We start from the raw sequence: 13,646 nt of genomic DNA, 5'->3' as shown, positions 1-13,646 counted from the left end.
AGCGAGGCAGATCCATGCGCGATGTTGCGATCGTTGGCTTCGCCCAACGGCAGATGCAGAACTACGACGGCTCCCCCACGATGGCCGAGCTGCTCGTCCCGATCTTCGGCGAGGTCTACGAGCAGACCGGCTGGACCAAGAAGGACGTCGGCTTCTGGTGCTCCGGCTCCTCGGACTACCTGGCCGGACGCTCCTTCTCCTTCGTCTCCGCGATCGACGCGATCGGCGTGCTGCCGCCGATCAACGAGTCCCACGTCGAGATGGACGCCGCCTGGGCGCTCTACGAGGCCTGGCTCAAGATCCAGACCGGCGACGTCGACACCGCCGTCGTCTTCGGCTTCGGCAAGTCCTCGGCCGGCCAGCTGCGCCGCACCCTGTCGCTGCAGCTCGACCCGTACACGATGACGCCGCTGTGGCCCGACACCGTCTCCCTGGCCGCACTCCAGGCCCGGGCCGGCATCGACGCCGGTGCCTGGGACGAGGCCGCGATGGCCGCTGTGGTGGACCGCTCCCTGACCGACGCCGAGAAGAACGAGTACGCCGTGCGAGCCGGCGGCTCCTCGGTGGCCGACCTGCTCGCCAAGCCCATGTTCGCCGACCCGCTGCGCAAGCACGACTGCGCGCCGGTCACCGACGGCGCCGTCGCCCTGGTGCTCGCCGCCGGCGACCGGGCCCGTGAGGTCCGCGAGCGTCCCGCCTGGATCACCGGCATCGCGCACAACACCGACGGGCTCGGACTGGGCAACCGCGACCTGGTCGGCTCCGCCTCCGCTGCGCGCGCCGCCGCAGCCGTCGGCGGCCTCGACCGCGTCGAGCTGGCCGAGCTGCATGCGCCCTTCTCCCACCAGGAGCTGATCCTGCGCTCCTCCCTGGGTCTGCGTGACGACGTACGGATGAACCCGTCCGGCGGCGCCCTGGCGGGCAACCCGATGTTCGCCGGTGGCGCGATCCGCTTCGGCGAGGCGGCCCGACGGGTCTGGGACGGCACCGTCGACGTCGCCCTGGGACACGCCACCAGCGGTCCCGCCCTCCAGCAGAACCTCGTCTGCGTCCTCGACTCGAACGGAGCCAGCGCATGAGCAAGCAGCCCGCCGCCGTGATCGGCATCGGCCAGACCCACCACCGGGCCAAGCGAGGCGACGTCTCGATGGCCGGCCTGTGCCGCGAGGCGATGGACCGCGCCCTGGCCGACGCCCAGATGACGATGGACGAGATCGACGCCATCGTGATCGGCAAGGCACCCGACCTGTTCGAGGGCGTGATGATGCCCGAGCTGTTCCTCGCCGAGGCGCTCGGTGCCGTCGGCAAGCCACTGCTGCGGGTCCACACCGCCGGGTCGGTGGGCGGCTCGACCGCGATCGTGGCGGCCTCGCTGGTCCAGTCGGGCGTGCACCGCAAGGTGCTGACCGTCGCCTTCGAGAAGCAGTCGGAGTCCAACGCGATGTGGGCGCTGTCGGTGCCGGTGCCGTTCATCATGCCGGTGCACGCCGGTGCCGGTGGCTACTTCGCCCCGCATGTGCGCTCCTACATCCGCCGCTCGGGCGCTCCGTCACACATCGGCGCCGTGGTGGCGGCCAAGGACCGCACCAACGCGTTGAAGAACCCGTACGCCCACCTGCACAACGAGGGCACCACGGTGGAGTCGGTGCTGGCCTCACAGATGCTGTGGGACCCGATCCACTACGACGAGACCTGCCCGTCCTCCGACGGCGCCTGCGCGATGGTGATCGCCTCCGAGGACGTCGCCCGGGCCTCGGCCAACCCTGCCTGGATCCACGGCACCGCGATGCGCTCGGAGCCGACCACGGCCGCCGAGCGCGACCAGGTCAACCCGCAGGCCGGGCGCGACGCCGCCGCGGCGGTCTTCAAGCAGGCCGGGATCACCGACCCGCGCCGCGAGATCGACTGCGCCGAGATCTACGTGCCGTTCGCCTGGTTCGAGCCGATGTGGCTGGAGAACCTCGGCTTCGCCGAGGAGGGCCAGGGCTGGCGGCTCTCGGAGTCCGGCGTCACCGCCCTCGGCGGCGACCTGCCGATCAACATGTCCGGCGGCGTGCTCTCCTCGAACCCGATCGGGGCCTCGGGAATGCTGCGCTTCGCCGAGGCGGCCCTCCAGGTCCGCGGCATGGCCGGCGAGCACCAGGTCGACGGCGCACGGCGTGCCCTCGGCCATGCCTACGGCGGCGGCTCGCAGTTCTTCTCGATGTGGGTCGTCGGCGCGGCCCCGCTGAACTGATGGGCGACTCGCCCGGCAGCTTCGTCAGGATCGAGCACCCACGACCCGAGGTCGCGGTCGTGGTGCTCGATCGCCCCGAGCGGATGAACTCGATGGCGTTCGACGTGATGGTGCCGCTGCGCGAGGCGCTGACCGCGATCTCGTCAGACAACGCTGTGCGGGCCGTCATCCTCACCGGCGAGGGCCGCGGGTTCTGCTCCGGCGCCGACCAGAGCGGTGAGCGCGGCACGATGCCGAACACCGCCGGGCTGACCGGGGTCACGATCGCACTGCGGGCGATGGAGCTGCTCGAGGACCTGGTCACCACGCTGCGCTCCATGCACCAGCCCGTGATCGCGGCGATCAACGGCGCCGCGATCGGCGGCGGGCTCTGCCTGGCACTGGCCTGCGACATCAGGATCGCCGCGGAGTCGGCGTACTTCAGGGCGGCGGGGATCAACAACGGCCTGACCGCCTCCGAGCTGGGGCTGAGCTACCTGCTGCCCCGGGCGATCGGCTCGTCGCGGGCCGCCGAGATCATGCTCACCGGCCGTGACGTCGACGGCACCGAGGCCGCCACGATCGGCCTGGTCTCCCGGGTCGTGCCCGACGAGGACCTGCTCGCCTCGGCCCTGGAGACCGCCGAGGCGATCTGCGGGTGGAGCCGCCCCGGCATCGAGCTGACCAAACGGACCCTGATCGACGCCCAGGCGGCCGGCTCGTTCGAGAGCCACATGCACGGCGAGGGCCTGGGCCAGCTCCTGATCCGGCTCACCACCCGGAACTTCGACGAGGCGATCTCGGCCCGCAAGGAGAAGCGCGCGCCCGAGTTCCGCGACTGACCGCTTCGAGACCACCGGTTCTGGCCCTTCAGCCACGTCTGATGGGCCAGAACCAGTGGTTCGTCAATGCCGCCGCCCACCCGGAGCTAGGGCGACACACGACGAATTGGCCCTTCCACCGCAGCGGAAGGGCCAATTCTGTGGATCTCGTCTGTCGGTCTCGGGTGGGGACCTCGGCGGTCAGGCGTAGCTGACCGGAAGCTCCTTGATCCCGTTGATCCAGGAGTGACGCAGCCGCTTGGGCTCACCGGTCTGCTTGATGTTCGGCATCCGGTCGGCGATCGCGTCGAAGACGATCTTGATCTCGAGGCGGGCGAGGTTGGCGCCGATGCAGTAGTGGGCGCCGTGGCCGCCGAAGGCGAGGTGCGGGTTGACCTCACGCGAGATGTTGAACGTGCGGGCGTCGGCGAAGACCTCTTCGTCGTTGTTGCCGCTGGCGTAGAACAGACCGACGCGCTGGCCGGCCTTGACCAGCTGGCCACCGATCTCGACGTCGTTGATCGCGGTGCGCTGGAAGACCGAGACCGGCGTGGCCCAGCGGATGACCTCGTCGATCATCGTGTCGGGACGGTCGGCGATCCACTTCTGCCACTCGCCCGGGTTGTCGAAGAACGCCTGCATGCCGTGGGTGATGGCGTTGCGGGTGGTCTCGTTGCCGGCCACGGCCAGGAGGATGACGAAGAAGCCGAACTCGTCGTCGGAGAGCACCCCGTGACCGTCGAGGTCGGCGGTGACGAGCTTGGAGATGATGTCGTCGCCCGGGTTCTCCTTGCGCTCGGCGGCCAGGCCCATCGCGTAGCCCAGGATCTCCGCCGCGGCGACCTCCGGGTCACCGGGGACGTCCGGGTCGTCGTACGACAGCATCTGGTTGGACCAGTCGAAGAGCTTGCCGCGGTCCTCCTGCGGGACACCGAGGAGCTCGGCGATCGCCTGCAGCGGGAGCTCGGCGGCGACGTCGGTGACGAAGTCCCCCGAGCCCTTCGCCAGCGCCTCGTCGACGATCTTGCCCGCCCGCTCGATCAGGGTCTCGGTGAGCGCACCGATCGCCCGCGGGGTGAAGCCGCGGCTGATGATCTGGCGCAGCTTGGTGTGGTCGGGAGCGTCCTGGTTCACCATCATGACGCCCTGGAGCTCGACCTGCTCACGGGTCATGTCCGGGGCGAAGCGGATGATGACGCCGTTGCCCTGGTTGTTGGAGAAGTCCTTGCTGTTCTTGGAGATCTCGGCGATGTCGCTGTGGCGGGTGATCGCCCAGTAGCCGTCGTCATTGAAGCCCGCCGACGCGTCGGGCGTCTGGCTGACCCACCAGACGGGTGCGGTCTTCCGCAGCTCGGCGAACTCTGCGAGCGTGACGCCGGACTCGCGGATGGCCGGGTCGGTCGGGTCGAAGCCAGTCGGCAGGTCAAGGTCAATCGCGGTCACGGGGAGCTCCTTCGCACGGGGGTGGACCGGGGAGTGAAAAAGGCTGAACTGAAACACGTTCTACCTCATCGTACACGCCATCCACGCTTGGACAAGCCTTGCGCAAATCAAGAACACGTTCTATTTTTGGATGACATTCGAGCGTGACTCGAGTCACAATCCCCCATCTAACGAGCGAGGAGCGCATGGGTAACCCCGTGATCGTCGAAGCAGTCCGTACTCCGATCGGAAAGCGGCGAGGCGCCCTCGCTGGAGTGCACCCCGCCGTGCTGCTCGGCGCCGCCCAGGTCGAGGTCCTCAAGCGCTCCGGGATCGACCCGGAGCTGATCGACCAGGTGATCGGGGGCTGCGTCACCCAGGCCGGGGAGCAGTCCAACAACATGGTCCGCCGCGCGTGGATGCACGCCGGCCTGCCCAACCACACCGGGTCGACGGTGATCGACGCGCAGTGCTCCTCGGCGCAGCAGGCGACGCACCTGATCAACCTGATGATCGCCGGCGGCGGCATCCGCGCCGGGATCGCGTGCGGCGTGGAGTCGATGAGCCGCGTCCCGCTGGGTGCCAACGTGCCGAAGGGGGCGGGCAGCCCGCGGCCCGCCGACTGGAACATCGACCTGCCCGACCAGTTCGCCGGAGCCGACCGGATCGTGCGCGACCGCGGCTTCAGCCGCGCCGAGGTCGACGCCTTCGGACTCTGGTCACAGCAGAAGGCGAAGGCCGCTGCCGAGGCCGGCCACTTCACCCGGGAGATCTTCTCCGTCGAGGCCCCTGTCCTCGACGAGGAGGGCAAGCCCACCGGTGAGACCCAGATCGTCTCGACCGACGGCGGCATCCGGGAGACCTCGCTGGAGCGGCTGGCCGGCCTCAACCCGGTCCTCGAGGGCGGCGTCCACACCGCCGGCACGTCGTCCCAGATCAGCGACGGCGCGAGCGCGCTGCTGCTGATGGACGAGGGGCTCGCGCGCGACCTCGGGCTCACCCCCCGCGCCCGGATCGTGACCAGCTGCCTGGTCGGCGCCGACCCGTACTACCACCTCGACGGTCCGGTGCAGGCCACCGAGAAGGTGCTCAAGGACGCCGGCATGTCGATCGCCGACATCGACGTGTGCGAGGTCAACGAGGCGTTCGCCGGAGTCGTCCTGTCCTGGGCCCAGGCCCACGCCGTGCCCGAGGACAAGATCAACGTCAACGGCGGCGCGATCGCCCTGGGTCACCCGGTCGGCTCGACCGGCACCCGCCTGCTCACCACCGCCCTGCACGAGCTGGAGCGCCGCGACGCCTCCACCGCCCTGATCTCCATGTGCGCCGGTGGCGCCCAGGCGTCCGGCACCATCATCGAGAGGATCTGAGATGGCCAAGAACATCGTCACCGAGGCCGAGTACGTCGTCGTCGGCGGAGGCTCTGCCGGCTGCGCCGCCGCCGGCCGGCTCGCCGCGGCCGGCAAGTCCGTCATCCTGATCGAGGCCGGCAAGGACGACCGTCGCAACTTCCTGGTCACCAAGCCCGGCATGATCGGCCCGCTGCACGCCGAGCCGAAGCTGAAGAAGCTGGTCGACTGGGGCTACCACACGGTGCCCCAGACCCATGCCCGCAACCGTGAGCTCCCCCAGCCCCGCGGCAAGGTGCTCGGTGGGTCCAGCTCGATCAACGGCCTGCTCTGGGTGCGTGGCAACCGCGCCAACTACGACTCCTGGGCCGCTGAGATCGGCGAGACCGGAGCCGCCTGGAACGCCGACGCGGTCAACGCGTCCTACCGGCGGATCGAGGACTTCGAGGACGGCGCCAACGACTACCGCGGTGCCGGCGGTCCGATCAAGGTCACCCGACACACCCAGCCCACCGCGGCCAGCGAGGCGTTCAAGCAGGCCACCTCGGAGACCCTCAACGTCAAGGTGCTCGACGACTACAACGCCGCGGAGCAGGAGGGCATCTCGACCTTCCAGCAGAGTGCCTTCCAGGGCCTGCGCTACTCCGCCTCGCGCGGCTACCTGCACGACGCCGACCTGCCGACGCTGTCCACCCTGACCCAGGTCCAGGCCACCAAGGTGGTCCTGGACGGCTCCCGCGCCGTCGGCGTCGAGGTCGTCGACCGCAAGGGCGGGCGGCACGTCATCCGGGCCCGCTCGGAGGTGATCCTGTCCGCAGGCGCCTTCGGCTCCCCGCAGCTGCTGATGCTCTCGGGCATCGGCCCGTCCGAGCACCTCGCCAGCGTCGGCATCCACACCGTCGCCGACCTTCCCGTCGGCGACAACCTGCACGACCACATGTTCGTGCCGACGACGTGGGAGATGCCCTCGGCCCTGCACCACGGCACGCCGGCGTACTTCGCCCGTGGCGTCGCCAAGGAGGTCACAGTCGGCCACTCCTTCCTGGAGAACTCGGTCTTCGAGCAGGTCGGATTCGTCCGTACGTCGCTGGCCACCGACGTCCCCGACCTCCAGCTGCACGTCCTGCCCTGGGCCTATCCCTCGCCCAACCAGGACGCGCCGATCCGGCACGACGTGGACAAGCGCGCCGCCCTGACCGTGATGAGCTCCCTGATCTACCCGCGCTCGCGGGGCACGCTGCGCCTGGCCAGCTCCAACCCGCTGGCCGACCCGCTGATCGACTTCAACTACCTCGCCGAGCCCGACGACCACCGGGTGCTGCTCGAGGGCGTGCAGATGATCCGCGACATCATGGCCAACCCGAACCTGCGCGGGAAGGTGCTCTCCGAGATCCACCCCGGCACGGCGCTGGACGCGGAGAAGATGAAGAGCGAGGTCACCAACCGGGCGACGTCGATCTACCACGCCGTCGGCTCGTGCCGGATGGGCGCGGAGTCCGACAGCCGCACCGTCGTCACGCCCGACCTCAAGGTCCGTGGCATCGAGGGCCTGCGGGTCGCCGACGCCTCGATCATGCCGTCGATCATCGGCGGCAACACCAACGCCCCGTCCGTGATGATCGGCGACCGCGTCGCCGAGTTCATCCTCGGTTTCTGAGGAGAGTCATGTCCACCACCGCTGCCGCCCCGGCCACCGCCCGTCCAGCGAGCGTCACCGACGACCTCCTGCGTCGTCTGGTCGCCCGCGTCCCGTCCACCGCGGGCGGTTCCTGGAAACTCACCGAGGTCTACACCGGCGAGGTCATGGTCGAGCTGCCGCAGTCGACCCCGGCCGACGTCGTGGCGGCAGCGGCCCGGGCCCGTGAGGCCCAGGTGCAGTGGGCGGCCACCCCGCTCAAGGAGCGCCTGGCCGTCTTCGAGCGCGCCCACAAGCTGATCGTCGACCGGCAGCACACCGTCGCCGACCTGATCCAGGTCGAGTCGGGCAAGTCGCGTCGGATGGCCTTCGAGGAGGCCTGCGACCCGCCGATGGTGATCAGCCACTACCTCAAGCGGGCACCGAAGGTGCTGGCCGACCGCCGCCACGGCGGGGTCGTGCCATTCCTGTCGTACTCCACCGAGGTGCACTCGCCGCGGGGCCTGGTCGGCATCATCGCGCCGTGGAACTTCCCGTTCGCCACCGGCCTCTCCGACGCCGTCCCGGCGCTGATGGCGGGCAACGCCGTGCTGCTCAAGCCCGACAACAAGACGGCGCTCTCGCCGCTGTACGGGATCGAGCTGCTGGAGGAGGCCGGCCTGCCGAAGGGCCTGTTCCAGGTGGTCTGCGGTGAGGGCCCCGACGTCGGGCCGACGATCATGGACACGATCGACTACCTGATGTTCACCGGCTCCACCGGCACCGGCCGGCTGCTGGGCGAGCAGGCCGGGCGCAACCTGATCGCGGCCTGCCTCGAGCTCGGCGGCAAGAACCCGATGATCGTGCTCGACGACGCCGACCTGGACGAGACCGTCAAGGGCGCCCTCTTCGCCGTCTTCGCCAACACCGGCCAGGTCTGCATGCACATCGAGCGGATCTACGTGCACGACTCCCTCTACGACGCCTTCCGGGACAAGTTCGTGGCCGCCACGGCCCAGCTCGACCAGCGAGCGGCGTACGACTTCGGACCGGACCTCGGCGGCCTGATCTCGGTCGAGGCGATGGAGCGGGTCAAGTCCCACGTCGACGACGCGGTCGAGCGCGGCGCCACGGTGCTGCTCGGCGGCAGGCCGCGGCCCGACCTCGGCCCGACGTTCTTCGAGCCGACGATCATCGAGGGCACCACCAAGGAGATGATCCACGGCGTGGTGGAGACCTTCGGTCCGGTGGTCTCGCTGCACCGCTACTCCACGGTCGAGGAGGCGATCGCCCTGGCCAACGACACCGAGTACGGCCTGAACGCCTCGATCTGGACGACCAACATCAAGCGGGCGGAGAACATCGCCCGCCGGATCGAGTCCGGCAACGTCAACATCAACGACGGTCTGGCCACGGCCTACGCCTCCAAGGCGACCCCGTCCGGTGGCATGAAGAAGTCCGGCGTCGGCGCCCGCAACGGCGACCAGGGACTCCTGAAGTACACCGAGACCCAGAACGTCGCGGTGCTCAAGAAGCAGGTGATGGGGCCGCAGGGCAAGCAGACCTACGACGACTACGCGAAGCAGATGCAGATGTCGTTGCGCTGGATGCGCCGGCTGCGGATCCGCTGAGCGAGGAGACCCGCACTCCGACCAGACCGGGGGAAGGCGACGCCAGGGTGCGTCGCCTTCCCCCGGTTCGGCGTGACACAGCCGGTTCGTCAGCCCTCCTGGAGTTTGTCCGCGGTCGACGCCAGCTCACGAGACTCCGTGAGCAGCGTCTCCAGTGGGCCGAGCCCGAACACGTCCCAGCCGCCGTCACCCACCAGAACTCGCGCACCGTTGGCCTCGCGCTCAACGTCAGGGGGCCCAGGTACCGGGCGAGGATCAACTTCGAAGACACAGATCTCGACCATGGTCGAACCCTTGAGTTCCGGGAAGTCAGCGTCCGTCAGGCTTGGCGCACCGCCCACTGCTCTGCCCTTGAGCCATGCCTGAAACGTCTCGACCGAGACACGATCGTCAGCGCGAACGATCGCCTTGCCACCCTCTCCGGTCACCGACGGTTCACCGGTCAAGGCCGTGCAGGCATCAGAGACAGTTTCTGAGTCGGCGCTCACGCCACTGCCCTGTACACCACAGCCAGATATCGCCAGCACCCCGGCAGCGACAAGCCAAGAGATCTTCATCAACATGCGACATTCTCCGATGCTCTCCACGATGTTGCGCTGTTCCAGCCGCCGCACATCTCCGGAGTGTCGACCCGAGAGCCGTTCTTTCCACCCCAGTACTGCCACGATCCGCCATCCAACGTGTCCTTCAAGGAAGTCGAGGAGTAGGTAGCGGTGGTTGTTCCAGGGCCATACGATTCGAGGCCTACGATATCGGCCGCACCGCTCACGGCCCAGGCCAGCGACGCCTTCAACGCCCCGTCGACACGGAAGTGCCAGTCGTCGGTGCCCGCACGCGCGATCCGGAACTCGTGACTCACCCCTGCAGTGACACCGAGGGCCTCGCCCATCGGATACCAGACTCCGTTGAACCCGTATCCCCAGTACCAGTAACGCATCGTGTCGCCACATTGATGGCCAGTCCCGAGTTCCATCCAGTTGGTTGTCGACGTCACCTTCAGCCATTGCGTCTGATAGGTGGGGTACCCGGAGAAGAAGGTTGAGCAACCATTCGTCCCCTGAGTGATGGCTCGATCCACTCGATTCATCTGGAGGCCCGTGTAGTGGCCTGCATGGTTGTCCTCAATGGCATTCGAGTAACCATGAAACGCCAGCGCGGACGTCGCTGTCGCCATAACCAGAGCGGCCGCCCCAGTCACCGTTATCGTTATTCGATACATGACGCCATTCAAGCCCGACAAGTAAATCAGGTCAACCGATTCTCTGGCGCGAAAACAAATGGCCCCAAGTGCATTATTAACTTCGGCCGCTTTTGGGATGAGTCGTTGATATCAGGGGCAGGGAGCGGCGTGGCTCGAACACGAAGTCGGTGCCCGAGGAGAACAGCGTCACCGCGACCTCGTCGCACACCTCGCGCGCCGTCGCGGTCTCGACCACCCGCCACCGCTGGGCGCTGACCTCGACGTCGAGATGCGCCGACACCTCCCGTACGGCGGCACGCAGCGGCTCCGCCCACTGCTCGCTCAGCAGGGTGACCCACGCGCCGTCCTCGTGGGCCGCCCCGGTGGCGACGTACGACGTCGGGTTGAGCATCGGGTGGAGCGCGAGCAGCCGCTCGGCCCCGGCCACGGTGGCCTCGATGCCGAGTGCCCGGACCAGGCGGCGGGCGGCGATCCCGGCGAACCCGGTGACCTGCTTGCGGCGGATCTCCAGCACCTGGTCCGCGGCGGCGCGTGCCTCCAGGGCGAGCACGAACGCCCGGTCCAGCAACGCCATCTGGAGGCAGAGCTCGTCGGCGATCCGGACCAGGGCGGAGTGGGAGAAGGCCGCGACGTCGAGGTCGCTCAGCAGCGGCCCGGCATAGTCACTCGCCCCGTCCTGCGTCACGTCGATCGGGTCGAGCACCAGCGTCGCCGCCCGGGAGCGGGCGTTGACGGCGAGTGCCGGGATGCCGACCACCTCGGGGAAGGAGTCGTCGATCCTCACCGTCCAGGCACAGACCGGACCACCGGCCGGCACCCCGATCGGCACCCCGGGCGGACGGTGGATCGGGCGGACCTGGGCGCGCGGGTTGGTCGCTACCGCGGTGGCGTCGAAGGTGGGGTCCTCGATGGTGTGGCACATCCCCGTGACGTAGGCCTCCCCCATCGGCTCGACGTCGACCAGCGCGCCGCAGTGCGCGAGCGCGAACTCGCCGTGCCACGGGTCGTGCACGGTGAACCGGAAGTCGAGGAACTGCGGCGGCGCACCGATGTCGAGCTGCAGCCCCTTGAAGATCGTGACGACGTCGCCGCGGCCCTCGACCTCGGGGGCGTAGCCGAGCGCGTGCTGCATCCGGCGGGTGTAGATCGGACTGGCTCCGGCCCACTCCTCGATCGCGATCTGCACCATCTCCTCGCGACCGAACGCGGAGATGCACCACGCCATCCCGGAGCGGTCGATCATCTGGCCGATCAGCATCAGCTCGGGGATCAGGACGGCGAGCTGGGCACGGCTGAGATCGGCGTACGCGCTGCGCATCAGTGGTCCCGTCGTGCTGCCCGCTCGGCCTTGCCGATCGCGGTCTCGACCACGGAGTTGAGCCGCGCCCCGACCGGCCAGCCGGCGTAGTGCGACAGGAACACCACGATCTCGCGCAGCGCGGTCGCGTCGAGCTCGTCGTTGGCCAGGGCGGCCGGCACCTGGATGCCGAGCACGTCGTCGGCACCCTGGCCTGCAAGCATGCCGATCAGCAGCAGCCGTCGGTCGCGGACCGAGAGCCCGGGTCGTTGCCAGATGTCGCCGAAGAGGTGATCGGCGGTGTAGGCGAAGAAGTCGCCCTCGCCGTCGCTCATCTCGAAGCCGTAGACGGTCTCCATCGTCTCCAGGCCGAGCCGGCGCAGCGGCGGGAGGTCGGCGAACTTGTCGGTGTCAGACACGGGGCAGCCCCAATCCAGGTGCAAGGTCACTCAGCGCACGGCGCGCGAGAGGTACGTCGATGCCGAGCTCGTCGGCCAGCCTGATCGCGGCCGACAGGTCCTTCTCCCCCAGGGCTACGACGTGGCTGAAGACGCCGTGCCAGAAGTCGTCGGGCTCGATCGGCGCGGTCGTCGAGCGGTAGAGGATCGCCCCCGGACCGCCGGTGATCGCGTCGGTGTGACGCACCACGTCGCCCAGGACGACGAGGTCGAGCCCGGCGGCCTCGGCCAGGCGGGCCGCCTCGGTCGCAGCGGTGAAGGAGACGAAGTGAAGCAGGTTCCGGGCCAGCTTGAAGCGGGTGCCGGTGCCGACCTCGCCGGCGTGGATCACCTTGGTCCCCATCGCTGCCAGCACCGGCCCGACGGCGGCGAAGGCCTCCGGGCTCGCGCCGACCATGATCGCCAGCGTGCCCTCGGCGGCCCCCATCGGACCGCCCGAGACGGGTGCGTCCAGGACCTCGATCCCCGCACCGTGCACGGCCGCGGCCAGCTCGGCCGGTGTCGGGGACGCGACCGTGGAGTGGATCACGAAGCGCAGCGGCGCGGCCTCGCCACGCTCACCGGCTCCCGCCCGTACGTCGACCAGCACGGCTCTGACCTGGGCGTCGTCACGCACCATCACGCACACCACCTCGGCCCAGGCCCCCAATGCCGCCAGGGACTCCGCGGCCTCGGCGCCGGCAGCGACCAGCGCCGCGACAGGCTCGGGGGCGAGGTCGACGACCCGCAGGTCGACGTCGGCGGCCGCGGCCAGGCGCAGCGCCATCGGCCTGCCGATGGTGCCCAGTCCGACGAATCCGACCCGGATCGGCTCCGGCGCGCTCATGGCCGGAACGTCTGTCCGCCGTCGACGGCGATCACCTGCCCGGTGACCCACGACGAAGAGTCCGAGAGCAGGAACGTCGCCGCGCCGACCATGTCCTCGGGCGTGCCCATCCGCTTGATCGCGAGGCTCCTGACCAGGTCGCGGGCGGCGTCCCCGGCCTGGGTGCGGGTGGCGGCGGTGTCGGTCGGGCCGGGGGCGATCGCGTTGACCCTGATGCCCTGGCCGCCGAGCTCGTGGGCGAGCTGCTGGGTGAGGCCGTTGATGCCCGACTTCGCCAGGCCGTAGAAGCCGGAGTAGAGATAGGCCGCGGTCGAGGACTGGTTGATGATCGAGCCGCCGCCGCGCTTGGCGATCTCGGGGTAGACGGCCCGGGTCATCACCAGTGCGCCGTCCATGTTCACGCTCATGAACCGCTTGTAGTAGTCCCAGTCCACCGTGATCAGCAGGTCGAACTGCATCGCCCCGTAGATCGCGGCGTTGTTGACCAGGCCGTCGATCCCGCCGAGGCGCTCGACCGTGGTGGTCACCAGTGCCGCGGCCGAGGTGGCGTCGGCGACGTCGACCGGCACGAAGATCGCCGTACCGCCGTCGGCTTGGATCTGCTCGGCGACCTGGGCGCCGAGGTCGGCGTTGAGGTCGGCGACGACGACGGCCGCACCCTGGGCGGCGATGCCGCGGGCGTAGGCCTCGCCGATCCCCTGGGCCGCGCCGGTGACGACGACGACCTTGCCGTCCAATGCTCCGGTGCGTGGTGCTGCGTCCTGCTGTCCCATGTCGGGCTCCTTGGCTGTGCGAAAGTCGGAAGTCGGTG

The 13,646-nt window shown here is 69.3% G+C and carries 13 protein-coding genes; 6 read left to right on the top strand and 7 right to left on the bottom strand.

Annotated features, from left to right (window positions below; translation table 11 throughout):
• Window positions 1–14: 14 nt before the first annotated feature.
• Genes Q1V88_RS03080 through Q1V88_RS03070 form a run of 3 tightly spaced genes read left to right on the top strand, consistent with a single transcriptional unit; the run spans window position 15 to window position 3,057 of the window.
• On the top strand, window positions 15–1,079 hold the full coding sequence (locus Q1V88_RS03080) for a thiolase domain-containing protein (RefSeq protein WP_300677740.1): 1,065 nt from the start codon (window positions 15–17) through the stop codon (window positions 1,077–1,079).
• Complete coding sequence (locus Q1V88_RS03075; protein WP_300677737.1) at window positions 1,076–2,236, top strand: thiolase domain-containing protein; 1,161 nt, start codon at window positions 1,076–1,078, stop codon at window positions 2,234–2,236. Before Q1V88_RS03080 ends, Q1V88_RS03075 begins: the two co-directional genes overlap by 4 nt.
• On the top strand, window positions 2,236–3,057 hold the full coding sequence (locus tag Q1V88_RS03070; RefSeq protein WP_300677734.1) for an enoyl-CoA hydratase: 822 nt from the start codon (window positions 2,236–2,238) through the stop codon (window positions 3,055–3,057). The genes Q1V88_RS03075 and Q1V88_RS03070 overlap by 1 nt, the downstream gene beginning before the upstream one ends.
• Before the next feature lie 180 nt (window positions 3,058–3,237).
• Here Q1V88_RS03070 and Q1V88_RS03065 read toward each other — a convergent pair whose 3' ends face one another.
• Window positions 3,238–4,479, bottom strand: coding sequence for a cytochrome P450 (locus Q1V88_RS03065; RefSeq protein ID WP_300677733.1), 1,242 nt, complete (start codon window positions 4,477–4,479; stop codon window positions 3,238–3,240).
• Window positions 4,480–4,664: 185 nt separating this feature from the next.
• On the opposite strand from Q1V88_RS03065, the gene Q1V88_RS03060 reads away from it, so the two are divergent.
• The 3 genes from Q1V88_RS03060 to Q1V88_RS03050 are packed head-to-tail and all read left to right on the top strand — an operon-like array spanning window position 4,665 to window position 9,053.
• Window positions 4,665–5,828: a steroid 3-ketoacyl-CoA thiolase gene (locus tag Q1V88_RS03060; RefSeq protein ID WP_300677730.1), complete on the top strand. Its 1,164-nt coding sequence runs from the start codon at window positions 4,665–4,667 to the stop codon at window positions 5,826–5,828.
• Between the two features lies 1 nt (window position 5,829).
• A complete protein-coding gene (locus tag Q1V88_RS03055) occupies window positions 5,830–7,464 on the top strand; it encodes an FAD-dependent oxidoreductase (RefSeq protein ID WP_300677727.1) in 1,635 nt (544 codons plus the stop codon).
• 8 nt (window positions 7,465–7,472) lie between these two features.
• Window positions 7,473–9,053, top strand: a complete 1,581-nt coding sequence (locus tag Q1V88_RS03050; RefSeq protein WP_300677725.1) for a succinic semialdehyde dehydrogenase — start codon at window positions 7,473–7,475, stop codon at window positions 9,051–9,053.
• 89 nt (window positions 9,054–9,142) lie between these two features.
• Here Q1V88_RS03050 and Q1V88_RS03045 read toward each other — a convergent pair whose 3' ends face one another.
• The 6 genes from Q1V88_RS03045 to Q1V88_RS03020 form a co-directional block, all read right to left on the bottom strand.
• Window positions 9,143–9,616: a hypothetical protein gene (locus Q1V88_RS03045; protein WP_300677723.1), complete on the bottom strand. Its 474-nt coding sequence runs from the start codon at window positions 9,614–9,616 to the stop codon at window positions 9,143–9,145.
• Complete coding sequence (locus Q1V88_RS03040; RefSeq protein WP_300677720.1) at window positions 9,610–10,251, bottom strand: hypothetical protein; 642 nt, start codon at window positions 10,249–10,251, stop codon at window positions 9,610–9,612. Before Q1V88_RS03040 ends, Q1V88_RS03045 begins: the two co-directional genes overlap by 7 nt.
• A gap of 97 nt (window positions 10,252–10,348) precedes the next feature.
• Complete coding sequence (locus Q1V88_RS03035) at window positions 10,349–11,572, bottom strand: hypothetical protein (RefSeq protein ID WP_300677718.1); 1,224 nt, start codon at window positions 11,570–11,572, stop codon at window positions 10,349–10,351.
• Window positions 11,572–11,970, bottom strand: a complete 399-nt coding sequence (locus Q1V88_RS03030) for a carboxymuconolactone decarboxylase family protein (RefSeq protein WP_300677716.1) — start codon at window positions 11,968–11,970, stop codon at window positions 11,572–11,574. Before Q1V88_RS03030 ends, Q1V88_RS03035 begins: the two co-directional genes overlap by 1 nt.
• Complete coding sequence (locus Q1V88_RS03025) at window positions 11,963–12,835, bottom strand: NAD(P)-dependent oxidoreductase (RefSeq protein ID WP_300677713.1); 873 nt, start codon at window positions 12,833–12,835, stop codon at window positions 11,963–11,965. Before Q1V88_RS03025 ends, Q1V88_RS03030 begins: the two co-directional genes overlap by 8 nt.
• Entirely contained in the window at window positions 12,832–13,608 is a 777-nt protein-coding gene (locus Q1V88_RS03020; protein WP_300677712.1) for an SDR family oxidoreductase, read from the bottom strand. The genes Q1V88_RS03025 and Q1V88_RS03020 overlap by 4 nt, the downstream gene beginning before the upstream one ends.
• Window positions 13,609–13,646: the final 38 nt, after the last annotated feature.

This window comes from Nocardioides sp. (assembly GCF_030150155.1).
GTDB lineage: Bacteria > Actinomycetota > Actinomycetes > Propionibacteriales > Nocardioidaceae > Nocardioides.
The sequence above is the reverse complement of the archived record's forward strand: the minus strand, read 5'-3'. Positions and strand labels throughout refer to the sequence as shown.

Coding starts and splice junctions, on each gene's coding strand:
- Q1V88_RS03080 (WP_300677740.1), top strand. CDS start 15: ATGCGCGATGTTGCGATCGTTGGCTTCGCCCAACGGCAGATGCAGAAC.
- Q1V88_RS03075 (WP_300677737.1), top strand. CDS start 1,076: ATGAGCAAGCAGCCCGCCGCCGTGATCGGCATCGGCCAGACCCACCAC.
- Q1V88_RS03070 (WP_300677734.1), top strand. CDS start 2,236: ATGGGCGACTCGCCCGGCAGCTTCGTCAGGATCGAGCACCCACGACCC.
- Q1V88_RS03060 (WP_300677730.1), top strand. CDS start 4,665: ATGGGTAACCCCGTGATCGTCGAAGCAGTCCGTACTCCGATCGGAAAG.
- Q1V88_RS03055 (WP_300677727.1), top strand. CDS start 5,830: ATGGCCAAGAACATCGTCACCGAGGCCGAGTACGTCGTCGTCGGCGGA.
- Q1V88_RS03050 (WP_300677725.1), top strand. CDS start 7,473: ATGTCCACCACCGCTGCCGCCCCGGCCACCGCCCGTCCAGCGAGCGTC.
- Q1V88_RS03045 (WP_300677723.1), bottom strand. CDS start 9,616: ATGTTGATGAAGATCTCTTGGCTTGTCGCTGCCGGGGTGCTGGCGATA.
- Q1V88_RS03035 (WP_300677718.1), bottom strand. CDS start 11,572: ATGCGCAGCGCGTACGCCGATCTCAGCCGTGCCCAGCTCGCCGTCCTG.
- Q1V88_RS03025 (WP_300677713.1), bottom strand. CDS start 12,835: ATGAGCGCGCCGGAGCCGATCCGGGTCGGATTCGTCGGACTGGGCACC.
- Q1V88_RS03020 (WP_300677712.1), bottom strand. CDS start 13,608: ATGGGACAGCAGGACGCAGCACCACGCACCGGAGCATTGGACGGCAAG.